The following is a 14,686-nucleotide window of genomic DNA, read 5'->3' as shown; positions in this document are numbered from 1 at the left end:
AAGATTTTATCCATCAATATTTAAGTTTAGATGATGAAATTATAAATTATTATCAAAGTTTATTACAACAAATCAAAGAAAAAAAATATGCATTAACTTTATTGAAAAGAAAAGTTTTTTTTGGTAATCAAAAATTAACTCCGAATTTTGATTTAGAAACATTATATGTTTTTTTACAAGAAAATATTTTAGATATGAAAAAAATTGTCATATTGCAATTATTGCGCCATTTAGAACGAAACAATGAAACTGCCAAAATTACTTATTTTGCTTTAAATGATTATTTGCAACAAAACATAGATTTAATTTCTAAACATTTGAATTATTTTTTTATTTTAGATAATGGTAATATTTAATTGGACAAATCTCATTATTTATAATTTATTTATAATTTATTTATAAAATAGAAATGTTAAATATCCAAACCAATAAAAAAGCAAAAGAAAAAAGCAAAATAAAAAACATAAGAACAATTGCAATCCAAAAACAAAGATAAAAAAGGAGCAAATGCATGCCAGAATTACCTGAAGTCCAAATTATTGTAGATTTTTTAAAAAAAAGTTAATAGGAAAAAAAATTGTTGCAACTAAGGTATTTTATGAGACTGTTGTTAAAAATACCAAAGAATTTCAAAAAATTGAACAAACTACCATTTTGGATATTCAAAGAAAAGGTAAATTTTTATTATTTTTTTTAACTCAAGAATTAGTTTTAATAGGGCATTTGAGAATGGAAGGAAAATTATTTATCAAACCTTGCGATGAGCCTAAACACAAATACGAACATTTTGCAATTATTTTGGAGGATAAAAGTTCTTTAAGATATTATGATTTTAGGAAATTTGGTAGATTTGAAGTTAAGAATCAGAACATTTTTTTAACCCAAACTACCTTGCATCAACTAGCCTTAGATCCTTTTGAAATCAATCCAGCTGTTTTGTATCAAAAAATATTAAAGACCAAAAGCGCTTTGAAAAAAGTTTTATTAAATCAAAAAATAATTTCTGGATTAGGCAATATTTATGTTAATGAAGTTTTGTTTTTAGTAAAATTGCATCCTGAAACTAAAGCTTGCGAACTGTCTTTGGAACAAGTGCAAGAAATTGTAACAATTTCCCAAAAAGTACTTACCAAAGCCATTAAAATGGGCGGAACTACTGTAAGTACTTTTGAATCTCAGCCAGGCATTATAGGCTATTTTCAAAACAAATTACAAGTGCATGGCAAAGTTAATAAGCCTTGTATTAACTGTCAAACTAAAATTATTAAAATCAAAGTTGGCGGCAGAGGTACTTATCTTTGTCCTGTTTGTCAAAATCATAATCCTAATAAAGAATTATAATTGATTTATTTTCAACTATAAAATAGATCAATATTTTTAAAAAAGAGGTTTTTATGCTTAGTCATCTAAATTTATTTCAAATCAAAAATTCAGTTTTTTTGTCGCTTGAAGACCATCAAAGCCTAAGTTTACTTTATCAACCACTAATAGGCACTCATTCGCTTGGTATTTATCATATTTTAGCAACTCTAAAACCTAATATTTTTTATCAACATCAATTTTTATTTGATTTGAGTGTGGTTTCAAAAAATGATTTTTTAGAAGCACAAGAAAAATTAGAAGCTCTTAATTTGCTCCAAACTTTTTGCAATTCCGAAACCCAAGAAAGAATTTATTGGCTTAATTTGCCATGCAGATCTGAAGAGTTTTTTAAAGACCCTCTTTTTAGTAATTTTTTATTAAGTGAAGTGGGAGAGGCTACTTTTTTGAGTTTGCAAAATCATTTTAGTAAAGAAGCTTCCACTAAAAAAAATAATTGGGACGCTTTTCAAGATATTAGCAAAAAATTTGATGATTTGTTTCAAGTGCAAAAAATGGATTTACCAACTGATTTTACTTGTCCCAATAACCAAACAAATTCTTCTCCAAGACAGTTTTTAAATAACGCTTTTGATTATAAATTATTTTTGCAAAAATTGCCCCAACGTTTCAAAAAACCATCTTTAACTTGCAATCAAACAAGTGATTTTATTCAAAAATTAAGCTTAGTTTATAATTTAGATGAAGCTACACTTTCGGAAATATATCAAAAAACTTTTCCAAAGCCCAGCGAAATCGAACTATCCAAATTAAGCCTAGGTGTAAAAAGATATTATCAGATGCATACTCAAAATCAAAATTTGGTTTTTGCGAAAAAAACGCAAGATAATGAACAAGATACGATTGCTTTGCTCAAACGTAAAGATTCTACTCAAAGAATTATTATAAATCATTGTCCTAAAAATATGCAAGCCACTGCGGCTGATACTGTTTTTCAATTTATGGAAAGAAACAATTTAGAACCGGGGCTAGTCAATGTGCTTTTAACTTATATTTTGGAACGAAAAGGCTTTGTGCCCTCAGTGGTTTATTTGGAAAAAATCTTAAAATCTTGGGAGCAAAAAGGGATTTTTGATACTGAAACAGCATATGATTTTTATATGGAACAAGAAAAAAACCAATCCCAAACTAAGTTTAGATCTAATTTAAAAAAACCACAAATTTCTCCTAAATGGTTAGAAGATTTTAAAAAGAAAAAACAGTCATAATTTTTTGGATGATTTATTATTACAAGGAATCAATTCAATTTGATAACATTTTACAAAAGCAAAAGAGGTGAAAAATTAATTTATGGAATTTTCAGATATAAAAATAAAAATTAGGAAAATGATTGCACAGTGCGAAGAAACCAAAAATTTAGATATCTCTGATGATGAACTGCCAGTTATTTATCATTATTTGCTCACCAAAGATCAAGAAAATGAATATGGGAATCGCCAAAAAATAAAAACTAATCCTTTAAGAGTTGTTTGGGTTCCTACTGTTAAATCTCAAGCTCTTTATTTTAAGGAACATTGGCAATCGCAAAATGAATTGTTTGATAGTAGTATTAATTTTGATGCTCATTTAGTGATGCAATTTGTAGTGGATAATGATTCTAAGCAAAAAGCGTTAAAAGAGATGAAACAAATTATTAAACATTTTGAAAAATCTACCAAAGGTTTTTATTTGTCGGGTTCTTTTAATACTGGAAAAACTATTTTTTTGAAAAAAACAGCTTATGAATTAATTCAAAAACAAATTTCTGTTATTTTTCTTTTTATGCCTGATATAACTAGAAAATTTAGAAATTTTTTGTATAATAATACTTTAGAAACAAGGTTGCAACAATTAAAAAATGTTAAGTGTTTGATTTTGGATGACCTAGGTTCAGAAAATATGACACCTTGGTTTCGTGATGAAATTTTGCTTCCTTTGTTGTATGATAGAGCTGAAAAAAAGTTGCCCCTTTTTATTAGTAGTAATTTGACCTTTAATGAACTGCACAATTATTTATTGCATTTGCATGGAGCTGAAAATGCTAATAGTGAAGTTAAGGTATACAAAATTATTGAAAAAATTCGTACCCTTACTCACTTTTATGATTTTTCCGAAAAACAAGATTCCTAATAAGACAGTTTTAACTTGGTCAAGGATTAAAAATATTCTTTTTGGGAAAAACGTAATAACACAAGCAAATAATTTATAATTTATTTTGGTGGAGATGATGGGAGTCGAACCCATGTACAAAATCACTTTAATTTATATATTCTACATATTTAGTTTATTTTGTAAGTTCGCAATTTATGAAAAAACAAACAAAATCCATAAATTACTAGTCTTTTTGATATTTGCTAAAAGAGCAAAGACAAACCCAATTAGCAAAACTTACCTTATTGCCTTCCTTAAATCGTAAGTTAATTTAAGTGCGGTTTTTGCTTATTTATTTAAGCAAAAGCTAATTGTGAAGAAAAACTGTTTGCAAAATTCATTTGATAAACTGGAGTTTGTCCAGCAAAATCTTGTGTATTTGTTACAGTTTGTTTGTTATTTCCGGTTATTATAACCTCGACGTTTTTACTTGCGTAACCAAGATATGCTATATAAATTTCGTTGACCTTGGCAAATCCAAAACATCCCCATATTTTTATTTTAACTCAAAAAACCTTTTTTAAATCAAGTTATTTTTATATTTGTTATTTGTGTTTTTGGAATGGATCATATTTTTGATTAATTTATTCTTTTTGCCCGCTCAAAAATTATAACCAATAAATTTAAAATTTTGTAAAAGCGCCAAAGATAAAATTATCTAAATTTAAACTAAACTTAAATTAAAATTACACAAGCAAACAAAAAGCTCAATATATATAACAAAAAAGGGATTTGCATCCCTTCCTTTGTTCGATTATTAATGAAATTATTCGTTAACTACAACAACATCTACAGCTTGAGCTCCGCGGTCGCCTTCTTTAACAGTGAATTCCACCTTGTCGTTTTCATTAAGTGTTTTTCTTCCAAAGACTTCAGTTTGAATAGAACTGTAATGTACGAAAATATCTTTCCCATCAACTGAAACGATAAATCCGTAGCCTTTGTCTTTAGAAAACCATCTACATGTTCCCTGTTGTTTTTTGTCTTGCATTATTAATAATACTCCTTCTTTTAAATTATTTCGGTTTCATAACCTATTATCTATTATAACTCATTTATTTTTAGAGTCGAACATTTTTACACACTTTTTTTTATTTTTTTTACTTTTTTGACGTTTTTTGGTAAAATTTTCATTTTTTTCGTCAAAAATTTGCATTTTGATATTTTTTTTGATATAATAAAATATGTTAAGCCCTTATAGTTTAACGGCAGAACGTAGCAATGGTAATGCTGAAATACAAGTTCAATTCTTGTTAAGGGCACCAAAACCAAAATTAAGATGATGTGGGCGTCGTATAGTGGTTATTATACGTGCTTGCCAAGCATGAGACGGGGGTTCGATTCCCCTCGCCCGCTCCATACATTATATAATTTAGATGTATTATATTTGTTTATTAAAAAACTTTATTATTTAGCTTTTTTGCCCCAATAACAGCGTTTAATTGTTAAATTAATATAATATATTATAGATATCATAAAAGCAATCTTTAATTAAAGCTTGCTTTTTGTTTTATTATGGGAATAATTTCAGTATAAAATATTATAATAAAATATTGATAGCTTATTTTTTAAATTATTAAAATTTTATTATAATATTGCAATTGATGAATAATTATTAAGAAAACTGTATGTAATTTATAATAATAAGATGTTTATCCAAAGTTGAATTAATTTATAAATAGATAATTTAAATAAAAACACCAAAATTTAATCAAATTCTAAAAAAGAGACTTTTTAAGTCTCTTTTTTTTATATATAAAATTATAAAAAAACTCATTATATAAATGTGAGTGATCAAAAAATTCCTTTTTTTGTGATAGAATGACGTTAATAGCAAGTTTTTTATTTTTTTAATTGCTGTTGTAAAAAAAGATAAAGAGGTATAAAGATATTAAATGATTAATAAAAAATATCCAATATTTTTGCGGCAAAATTTTACGTGATAATATAAAAGATTACAAGTTTTTTAACTATTTTTTAATTTAACTATTTTTAAATATTTTATTTTTTAAAAATATATCTTTGCTTTTTTTTGCATCATAATTATTTTTTAACTATTTTTTTAAATGATGATTAATCCAAAATAACCTAAATATTGATTTAGAATACATATATAAACAAACGAAAGGTTTTTAAATTATGCAAAATATTAAAAAATATCCAAAAACAATAATTGCTTTTTTTATTAAATTTATTTTAATTATAACTATTTCTTCATTTTTAACTCCTGTTTTTAGCAATGATGGAATTGATATGGACGAACAAATAAAAGAATATCAAAAAAGAAGAGACAACAACAAAACTTTATGGGAAAAAATATTCAATTCAGCACAACATAAACAAACTATAACAGATTCGAATGTTAAAGTTTTACAAGAAGCATTAGAAATAAATCCAGATCCGATAAATCCAGATTATAAATATATAATTAAATATAGAGCTTTAGATGCAAGTGGAAAAGTTATTTGGGATAGTTATCAAACTTATGATTTGATTTTTGATTCCAACTATAATGTTTTAAAAAGGTATGGTTTTAAATAAGCTACAACATCGGAAGATGATAGATTACAAAATGTAGACTATGGAAAACAAGAACCAAACTATTTGGGTTGTATATTTGGCTATGATAAAACCCAAAAAATAAGAATTAAACAAAGATATTTTACAAGTGAAGGCAAAGTTAATTGGCAAGATGAGGATTCTTGGGATCGAGAATTCGATGAATTAGGGAGAATTATAAAATCTATAATTTACACATCAGATAGTAATTCAAAAGAAGACAAACAAGTTAATTGGGATAGTGATTACACTTATTATTGTTTTTATGATCAACAAGGAAAACAATTACATTCTGTGACAAGAAATAGACATTATAAATTAGAAAATGGCAAAATACAAGTGGATTGGGCAAGTGAAAAAACTTTTGATCAAAAATTCAATGATGATGGTTCTAGAAATATGAGATATTTTACCCAAGATGACAAAATTAATTGGGAAAATGAAAATACTTGTAATTATGATGCAATAGGCAACACACAAAATCTGGAAGGGACACAAATTTCATCACAAGAAAGAGAGTTGGAAGATAAATTACAAGTATACAAAAAAGAAGATTATAATTATGTTTTAGAAATAGATATTCCTCAATTGGTCGATAAAGTTGATTTAACACAAGAAGACAATAAAACAACAAATGTTTTATTACAAGATGCAGTTAAAGTGCTGTTTGAAAAAACAGCATATCAATTAGTGGATTTTGAATATTTATTTACTTCACAAATAAAACAAATGGTGCAAAACGAAGATATAAAGGATCTTTTACAATTATTAACAACCCAAATAAATAAATTAAATGTAGATAAAATACAAAATCAAGAAAAAATTCAAACAAAATTGCAAAGTACAAATATATCTATGCCACTTACTCAAACAATTAAACAATTAGCACAAGATGTAGTAATAAATGTTCTTAATTGGAACAAAGATCAATTACAACTTAATGATAACCAAATAACAAAAGTAAAAAATGCTATTTCAGATTTGTTTGAGGTGTTCCAAAAGTTTAGACACTTTTTTGTTTTTTAAAAATTCTTTAAGACTAACTATTAAGTTAGTCTTTTTTTGTTTTAAAGACTAAAAAATAATTTCATATCTTTTCTAAAAAATGTTTTTAGAGAGGAATTAAATGTTAAGACAAAAATTATTTAAAGATTTTTTAAAAAACAAAAAGAATTTAGAAATTCGTAATCAATTAATAGAACTTCATTTACCTTTAGTAAAAAAACTAGCTTATCAATTTAAATATTATCCGCGAGTTTTAACTAAAGAGGATTTATATCAAGAAGGGATTTTAGGATTAATTAAATCCCTTAATAATTACCAAGATTTAGGCTATGACTTTGTTACTTATGCAACTCCAAAAATAAAAACAAGTGAAAAGAAAAAGCCATTCCCCTTCAATCCCCCAAAAAACAATCAAACCAAATAATATCAGTTTTAAAGAAGAACAATACAAACAACCTAATTGGGATAAAATCCTTAATCCACGTCAATTATGGATAAAACAAACAAAACGTGAATTATTAATAAAAAAACTAAAAACTAAACTAAGTAAAAATGAATTCAATGTTATTTGTTTAAGTTTTGTCATCTCGCTAGAAAATAACAACGAACCTAATCAACAACCCCTAACCAATCATGCAATCGCGCAAAAACTTAATTTAAAACTCTCCCAAATTGAAGATTTAAAAGATAATGCAATTAGAAAACTAAACCCAAATTATAAAAATAAGGAGAATAAAAAATGTTAAATAAAGTTCAATTAATAGGTAATATCGCTCATAACCTAGAAAAACAATATATCAATAGTAACAACGAACAAGTACCTAAAATAGATTTAAATTTAGCAATTAATAATAAAGATAAAGTTCAATACATCCCTTGTGTTGTTTTTCGTAATCAAGCTGAAAACATGAGTACATATTTAAATAAAGGTTCAAAAATATATGCAGAAGGTACATTATCCATCCAAAAATATACCGTTAACGAAAGCCAAACACGAACCACCACCAAAGTAATTATCCAAAACGTCATCTTTTTAGACAACAAAACTAAATAACCTTAACAAAATTAAATTAAGGAGTAAGTAAATGAACTTAAAACCTAGAAATATTTTAATTATATTAACTTTAACATATATCAGTTTTATAATTACAAACCTTATGACGTTATTTTTTGATTTTAATTTAGGAATTAAAACTAACACAACGATAAGCCTTTTTTCTGATATAGTTTTTTTAATTTATATTTGGTTAAAGGAGCAATAAAAAATGAAAATTAATTGGATAGGGTGCAAAAAGAAAATGATTCCTCAATTATTAACCAAAATCCCCTTTAATTACAACACCTATTGCGAACCTTTTTTAGGAAGTGGGATATTATTTCAAACTTTAAAACCTAAAAAAACTATTTTAAACGATAATGATATTAATTTAATTCAACTTTGGCAAAACGCATTAAACGAACCAATTTTATTTTGCAATAATGTTATTAATTTTGAAAAACAAATAAACAAAACCAACAATCAACAATTACAAAAAGAAAAATATAAACTTTTATTAAATATTTTTAACAAAATGAATCCTTGTGTTGTTTCAAAAAAACGGAAAAATATATATGAGTTTTGGTTATCAAAAATCAACTAAAAAGCCAATTATTGATTTAGAAGAATTACAGATAATTAAAAATAATTTTACCAACTCAAAACTTTTAAATATAGATTTTGAAAGTGTAATAAATCAATCAAAAAGTAATGATTTTATATTTGTTGACCCACCATATTTTCAGAAAGATATCAAAGATAAAGATTTTTATCAAAACCCATTTACACTTTACGACCATAAAAGACTTAACTATGCATTAAAACACGCAAATAATCGCAATGTAAAATGGTTATATACCAATTACAATTCACCTGAAATAATTGAATTATTTAAAGATTTTAATATCACAACCACCAAAAACAACTACTTCACATAATTTAACAAAAAGCAACTTTTAGAAGAAATTATTATCAGTAATTATTAAAAAACCCAAAAAGGAGAAAAAAATATGAATAAAAAAGAATTAATTAAATCAATAGCTAAGGTAAATAAAACCTCAATAACCCAAACCGAAGAGTTTTACAACTCATTTGAGAATGCTCTAATTAAAGCAATCACATCAAATGAAGAAGTGGTTTTATCCTCTAAAATTGGCAAATTCATCTTAAAAACTAGAAAAACCCACACAACCCCTGAAACTAAATTCATCATCAATAAACAAACAGGCAAAAAAACAGGAAAAAGAACTGGTAAAAACTTAAAAATACCCGCAAAAACGGTTGTTAGTTTTAAAATGTCAAAACCAATTAAAGATGAAGTCAAAAAACTTCAATTAAAATAAAAGGAGAAACAATATGAGCGATGCAATGACCGAAACATACCAAGGAACTTACTTTAAAGACCGTTCAACCACCAAAACCCCCCAAAGATAAAAGGATAAATTTACATCATTACAACAAAACCTTTAAAAATAAAAAGAAATTACCTAAAACCAAATGAATAAGTTTTATAAAAATTATTAAGAAAGCAGGAAATAATGTGGATTTTTTCAATATTTACAATAATTAGTAATTTTATATTAAATTACACTAAAGGATTTACCGCTACTGAAATCATGGAAAGAAGATTGGATGGAATCCAAACCGTTATCAAGTAGATCAAGAAGTTAAAAAATAGTTGATGAGTGTTACAAGCAAGCTAAAAATCTTTTAGAACAAAATAAAGTGTTAGTGGAAAAACTAACTCAAGCTTTATTAGATAAAGACACTCTAAATCAAAGTGAAGTTTATGCTTTAGATCAAAATCAAGTTTTATTTAAAAATTAAAAAGAAGGACAAAATATGTTAAATTATATTTCACATAAAACAAAAAACAAATCATTTTATTATAAAAAAATACTACTTTTAGTTAGTTTTTTAGTTTTGTTTTTGATGAATAATCTAAAAGTATATAGTTGTCAAGAACAAACATTAACTCAATATGCAAGTTATTTAGATCCTTATAATTATAATGGAACTGCATCTTATCCTTTTTATTTATCGAAAAAATAAATTACAGCTTATCATGAAGCAGGTCATACATTAATAGCCTTACTTTTTCCTCAATATTTTGAAATGTATAAGGTAACAATTAAACCTTCTGCAGAAGGTTTAGGTTATTCAGAGTTTTATTATAAAAAATATGATTGGGAATTAGCTACTTTATTTTTTTTAGGGGGAACAGCTGCAGAACGTTTTTTATCAGATCATGGAAAAATGCCTTATCATTTAGTAGCGATAGGTTCTAAAGGGGATTTTAATAAATTAGATCGCCTTTTGGAAAAAAATCATAAAATAGATGAATTTCATATTTATTATAAATATACAAAAGATCTTATTGATAAATATTTTGGTTTATTGGAAATGATAGCCCAAGAGTTATTAATAAAAGAAACTTTATATTTAGATGATTTAAATCAAATTGTAAATAAATATTTGTTAAAAAAATAAATAGATATATAATATATTATAGATATCATAAAAGCAAGCTTTAATTAAAGCTTGCTTTTTGTTTTATTGTGGGAATAATTTCAGTATAAAATATAAATATAATAAAATATCTTTGCAATTGTTTTTTATTAAAATTATGTATAATATAGGCAAGTTATGTAATTTTAGATAACAATAATAAAATGATATTAAATATTTTAAATACATAAGAAAGTTGATTTTAAAATGAAACAAATAAACAAACATTTTATCTATATTACTGTAATTATTGTATCTTTTATTATTTTTTTTATATTTCTTAATAACATGAAATCTAATAATAAAACCCCCTTAATAAAAAGGCGGTTTTTAATATAATATTATAATATAATGATTTTAATTAAAATAAATAAATTAATGGTGCGGATAGTGAGATTTGAACTCACACAAGATATTTCTTACATGCCCCTCAAGCATGCACGTCTACCGTTCCGTCATATCCGCTTAAAAATGATCTTATAGATCACTTTTGTTATTCTAATGAAACAATGTAAGGCATGTTGTTATTTTGGCTTTCTAAGGTTTCTAATTCAATGTGGTCGTAATTAGTTTCTAAGAAAGTTTCTAGTTTTTCTAATTCTTTTTCATCAGTACATGAAGGATTATAAAAAACAGTTAAAAAGGTTTGATGAGGTTTAATCATTTTTTGGAGTAATGTTTTTAATGCTTGATATTTATCTTTATTAGTAGCTATTATTTTTTCTTCCCAAACAGATAAATATTCTTTTTCTAAAAGATTTTGATTGGATATGTTTTTAGCATCTTTTTTATCAGCATAGATAATTTTTCCTGTTTGGATGTTTTTGATAGTTTCTTCCATGATAGTTTTGTTTTGCACTAAATCCAATGATTTATCAAAAGCTAAAAGGGCACTGTATCCTTGAGCGATGTTTTTAGTTTGTAAAAGGACAATTTCTTGATTGGTTCCTTGTAATTGTTTTAGTTGGGTTGTAAGCTTTTCTAAAAGAGATGTGTCATTAGGTAGGATAATGATGTTTTGGGAAGTATTTGTTTGGAGAAGTTTTTCAAAAGTAGTAGGGTTAAAAGTAGATTGTTTTATAATGTGATTTACTTTAAGGTCAGCAAAGACTTTTTGGCTTTTGGTATCATTTACAAATGCAATAAAAATATATTTTTGATCTTTATTTGAGTTAGGTAAGTTTGAAGGTGACTTTGGGTCTGGGGTAGGTTCTTGTTGTAGGGTAAATGTGTCATGTTTTTTATCTAAAATTGATTGATGTTGTTCTTTCATGTTGTCAATTTTGCTTACCTTTAATGTGCCATAAGTTAAGAGTTTTTCTAAAACTTGTCCTGGTTTATTGGTATGGATATGTATTTTTAGAATTTCTTGGTCTTTAACTAAAACTAAAGAATCTCCTATTTGTAATAAAGCTTGTTTAAGTTGTTTCATATCAAGGTTTTTTTCTTGGGATGCTTTGATTTGAAAAATGTATTCAGTGCAATAAGTATATTTAATATTAACTTGTCCCAACGTTTGTATTTTATCAGGATTTGTTTGTGTTTGGGTATTTTGGTTTACTTGAAGTAGTTTTTGGTCTTGTAAAAATAATAACATTCCTTTAAGGATTTCAACAAAGCCAGCCCCTCCACTATCAACTACTCCTGCTTGTTTTAAGACTTCTAATAATTCAGTTGTTTGGGAAAGAGTTTTTTGGGCGTTTTGTAAGAAATTGGATAAAACATCTTCAATAGTACTAAATTGGGATTTAGCTTTGAGAGTTTGTTTAACAGCTTCACGAAAAACAGTTAAAATAGTGCCTTCTTGAGGTTCTATAATAGCTTGGTAAGCTTTTTGGTAGCCTCCTTCAAGTGAATGGATAAAATCATTAATGTTGATAGTTTCTTTATTGAGTTTTTGGTAAGTTTGTGCCATTCCTGCAAAAAATTGGGATAAAATAACTCCTGAATTGCCTTTGGCACCCATTAATAATGCTTTTGATAAAACTTGGGATACTTCTACTATGGAACGAGTTTCTAAATTGCTAATTTCTTTAACGCCTGACATCATAGTAATTTTCATATTAGTTCCTGTATCTCTATCTGGTACGGGAAAAACATTTAAATTATCAATGGTTTGGTAGTTGTTTTGTAAATTGATAGCTCCGTTAGTAATCATGTTTTTAAATAATTGTCCGTCAATAAATTGAATAACTTTATCTTTGTTCATCTTGGTTGCCTTTCTTCGAAAAAATTTCTTTAATATAATTAGATAATAATAAGGAATGGAATATTTTTTTTCGTAATTTGGTATGATTAGGAAAGATTTTTTATTTAAGGTAAATAAAAACCTATTTTAATTATAACATATTTTAATTTTTCTCTTATAAAACAAAGAAGTTAAGGGAGCAAAAATTTAGTTTTTTATGACTTATAAGTAAAATTATGATATTATTGATAGAATTATTTAGTTTGTTATTTGTTTTATTTAAATTTGTTTTATTTTTTTTGAAAGAGATATAATAGAGATAATCAAATAATTATTAATTTTTAAAAAAGTTTTGTTTGTGATAATCAATTCATTAAAATAAAAACTAATTCATTTATAAAGTTTTAGGCAAGTTATAAAAATAGTGATTTATAAATTTGATATAACAATATAATTGTTTGATTTATTGACAACCAACTAACTTTTAAAAATAACAAAATAAAACGAAAGTGAGAAATTATCTTATGGATAATCAAGAAAAAGATCTCAATTTAAATTTTTTGAATAAATCATTTAAAATCGAAACTGCTATTACTTTAATTGCTTTTTCTTTAGTTGCAATAGCTTTAATTTTAGCTTTTAGACCTCAATTTCAACCACAACCAACAACAACTCCACCTACCATAACACAAACTCCATCTTTATCTGAAAAATCACCTTCAACTCCCAAATGGGGTGTTATAGACGCATTCCATGCGCCAGTTCAATTTGAATTAAATAATTTTAATCCTAACAAAAAATATATGGATGATTTATTTGGAATGAAAGAAGAAAAATTGGCAGCTCAAAAAGTACTAGATTTTGTTACAAATGCCAAAATGTTTGAAGGTAAAGGTAAAATAGATCCTCCCAAAGGAATGTTATTATATGGAGTTCCTGGCACTGGAAAAACTTTTTTGCTAATTGTTTTATGAAAGATACTCATTTTAAATATGTTGCTAAATATACTGGTACTGATTTTGCTCAAAAATATGTAGGAGAAAGCGTAAAGGCAGTACATTCTTTATTTGATAGTGCAAGAAAAATTGCTGATGAACACGGTGGTGCTATCATTTTTGTTGATGAATGTGAAGAGGTTTTTTGTTGATCTTACACAAATACGTGAGCATCATAAAGGACAAAGTGAATCTGTTACGGCTTTCAAAGAAGAATTAACTAGCGAAAAAAATAACCCAACTAAGCCCATATTTTTAATTGCTATCGAAAAGACGGAAAAACTATTTTTTACATAGAAACATTTGACTCTCAAACAGGTAAAATAATTAAACAAGAAGTATATGAAGATGATGGTAAAACATTAGATTATATTGAAGAATATAATCCTACAACAGGTAATAAAATCAAAACAATTTCTTATAAACCAGACAATTATATTGAAGAATATAATCCTAAAACAGGTAATAAAATCAAAAAAACATATTATAACCCAGATGGAACTGTTAAAGAAGTAAAAACTTTTTAATTATGAATAATAAAAAAAGAAAATTAATCTTAAATCTTTGGGTTATCTTCATTGTCATCATTTATTTTAAGTCTGAAAGTACTCAAAGACGAGCAGAGCGAACTAGGCGGCCAGCCGAAGTATACTTAGATTAACTCTTACCCTCCTCCTATAAAGTCCCCTTTGGGGATTTAGGGGGTTTTTAATATTATAAAGGAGAATAAGATGTTATTTAATTTATCAAAAGAACAAAAAGATATTATTAATTCAGATGCTTCTTGTATGTATATACATGGTGGAGCTGGTTCTGGCAAAACTACCATTTTAATTGAAAAATTAAAAGATTTAGGAAAAGAAAAACCTTTAATTTTGGTAGCTA

At 25.8% G+C, this 14,686-nt stretch carries 17 protein-coding genes, 3 tRNA genes, 1 other RNA gene and 2 pseudogenes; 19 read left to right on the top strand and 4 right to left on the bottom strand.

The window, feature by feature from the left end; translation table 11 throughout:
• From OYV_RS05030 to OYV_RS02340, 4 genes and pseudogenes are all read left to right on the top strand, one after another.
• Positions 1-356 (top strand): annotated as a pseudogene (locus tag OYV_RS05030) (hypothetical protein); the annotation flags it as partial.
• A gap of 208 nt (positions 357-564) precedes the next feature.
• Complete coding sequence (gene mutM / locus OYV_RS02350; protein WP_320408566.1) at positions 565-1,341, top strand: DNA-formamidopyrimidine glycosylase; 777 nt, start codon at positions 565-567, stop codon at positions 1,339-1,341.
• A gap of 53 nt (positions 1,342-1,394) precedes the next feature.
• Positions 1,395-2,588, top strand: coding sequence for a DnaD domain protein (locus tag OYV_RS02345; RefSeq protein ID WP_011161017.1), 1,194 nt, complete (start codon positions 1,395-1,397; stop codon positions 2,586-2,588).
• 82 nt (positions 2,589-2,670) lie between these two features.
• Complete coding sequence (locus tag OYV_RS02340; RefSeq protein WP_011161016.1) at positions 2,671-3,489, top strand: ATP-binding protein; 819 nt, start codon at positions 2,671-2,673, stop codon at positions 3,487-3,489.
• Positions 3,490-3,575: 86 nt separating this feature from the next.
• Here OYV_RS02340 and ssrA read toward each other — a convergent pair.
• Positions 3,576-4,000, bottom strand: a transfer-messenger RNA (tmRNA) gene (ssrA, locus tag OYV_RS04620).
• 276 nt (positions 4,001-4,276) lie between these two features.
• Positions 4,277-4,501, bottom strand: coding sequence for a cold-shock protein (locus OYV_RS02335; protein WP_011161015.1), 225 nt, complete (start codon positions 4,499-4,501; stop codon positions 4,277-4,279).
• A 200-nt stretch (positions 4,502-4,701) separates the two neighbouring features.
• Here OYV_RS02335 and OYV_RS02330 point away from each other — a divergent pair.
• The 11 genes and pseudogenes from OYV_RS02330 to OYV_RS02285 all read left to right on the top strand — a co-directional run bounded on the left by OYV_RS02330 (position 4,702) and on the right by OYV_RS02285 (position 10,600).
• A tRNA-Thr gene (locus OYV_RS02330) sits at positions 4,702-4,775 on the top strand.
• Between the two features lie 19 nt (positions 4,776-4,794).
• Positions 4,795-4,869, top strand: a tRNA-Gly gene (locus OYV_RS02325).
• Between the two features lie 780 nt (positions 4,870-5,649).
• Positions 5,650-6,051 carry a hypothetical protein gene (locus OYV_RS02320; protein WP_011161014.1) on the top strand — a complete coding sequence of 134 codons (402 nt, stop codon included), beginning with the start codon at positions 5,650-5,652 and terminating at the stop codon, positions 6,049-6,051.
• Between the two features lie 63 nt (positions 6,052-6,114).
• Complete coding sequence (locus OYV_RS02315) at positions 6,115-7,095, top strand: hypothetical protein (RefSeq protein WP_042068097.1); 981 nt, start codon at positions 6,115-6,117, stop codon at positions 7,093-7,095.
• A 100-nt stretch (positions 7,096-7,195) separates the two neighbouring features.
• Positions 7,196-7,820 (top strand): annotated as a pseudogene (locus OYV_RS02310) (sigma-70 family RNA polymerase sigma factor).
• A complete protein-coding gene (locus tag OYV_RS02305) occupies positions 7,814-8,128 on the top strand; it encodes a single-stranded DNA-binding protein (protein WP_042068096.1) in 315 nt (104 codons plus the stop codon). Before OYV_RS02310 ends, OYV_RS02305 begins: the two are co-directional and overlap by 7 nt.
• Positions 8,129-8,339: 211 nt before the next feature.
• Positions 8,340-8,714 carry a DNA adenine methylase gene (locus OYV_RS05550; RefSeq protein WP_269077283.1) on the top strand — a complete coding sequence of 125 codons (375 nt, stop codon included), beginning with the start codon at positions 8,340-8,342 and terminating at the stop codon, positions 8,712-8,714.
• Entirely contained in the window at positions 8,686-9,048 is a 363-nt protein-coding gene (locus OYV_RS05545; RefSeq protein ID WP_269077282.1) for a DNA adenine methylase, read from the top strand. The genes OYV_RS05550 and OYV_RS05545 overlap by 29 nt, the downstream gene beginning before the upstream one ends.
• Before the next feature lie 72 nt (positions 9,049-9,120).
• Positions 9,121-9,453 (top strand): HU family DNA-binding protein, encoded by a 333-nt coding sequence (locus OYV_RS02295; RefSeq protein WP_042068095.1) that lies wholly within the window; start codon positions 9,121-9,123, stop codon positions 9,451-9,453.
• 499 nt (positions 9,454-9,952) lie between these two features.
• Entirely contained in the window at positions 9,953-10,162 is a 210-nt protein-coding gene (locus OYV_RS02290; RefSeq protein WP_042068094.1) for a hypothetical protein, read from the top strand.
• Positions 10,163-10,600, top strand: a complete 438-nt coding sequence (locus OYV_RS02285; RefSeq protein WP_081931924.1) for a hypothetical protein — start codon at positions 10,163-10,165, stop codon at positions 10,598-10,600.
• A gap of 397 nt (positions 10,601-10,997) precedes the next feature.
• Here the strand turns inward: OYV_RS02285 and OYV_RS02280 are convergent.
• Together OYV_RS02280 and OYV_RS02275 are read right to left on the bottom strand one after the other, a co-directional pair.
• Positions 10,998-11,083, bottom strand: a tRNA-Leu gene (locus OYV_RS02280).
• Positions 11,084-11,111: 28 nt separating this feature from the next.
• Entirely contained in the window at positions 11,112-12,827 is a 1,716-nt protein-coding gene (locus tag OYV_RS02275; RefSeq protein ID WP_042068092.1) for a DAK2 domain-containing protein, read from the bottom strand.
• Positions 12,828-13,366: 539 nt separating this feature from the next.
• Between OYV_RS02275 and OYV_RS04455 the strand changes: the two genes are divergently transcribed.
• The 4 genes from OYV_RS04455 to OYV_RS05540 form a co-directional block, all read left to right on the top strand.
• Positions 13,367-13,780: a hypothetical protein gene (locus tag OYV_RS04455; protein WP_152550829.1), complete on the top strand. Its 414-nt coding sequence runs from the start codon at positions 13,367-13,369 to the stop codon at positions 13,778-13,780.
• Positions 13,777-13,953 carry an AAA family ATPase gene (locus OYV_RS04615; protein ID WP_081931923.1) on the top strand — a complete coding sequence of 59 codons (177 nt, stop codon included), beginning with the start codon at positions 13,777-13,779 and terminating at the stop codon, positions 13,951-13,953. Before OYV_RS04455 ends, OYV_RS04615 begins: the two co-directional genes overlap by 4 nt.
• Before the next feature lie 99 nt (positions 13,954-14,052).
• Positions 14,053-14,328, top strand: a complete 276-nt coding sequence (locus tag OYV_RS04610; protein WP_081931925.1) for a DUF2963 domain-containing protein — start codon at positions 14,053-14,055, stop codon at positions 14,326-14,328.
• A gap of 204 nt (positions 14,329-14,532) precedes the next feature.
• Positions 14,533-14,686: UvrD-helicase domain-containing protein (locus tag OYV_RS05540; RefSeq protein ID WP_152550828.1), on the top strand; the 154-nt coding region annotated here is incomplete at its 3' end.

This window comes from 'Chrysanthemum coronarium' phytoplasma (assembly GCF_000744065.1).
GTDB lineage: Bacteria > Bacillota_I > Bacilli_A > Acholeplasmatales > Acholeplasmataceae > Phytoplasma > Phytoplasma asteris.
The sequence above is the reverse complement of the archived record's forward strand: the minus strand, read 5'-3'. Positions and strand labels throughout refer to the sequence as shown.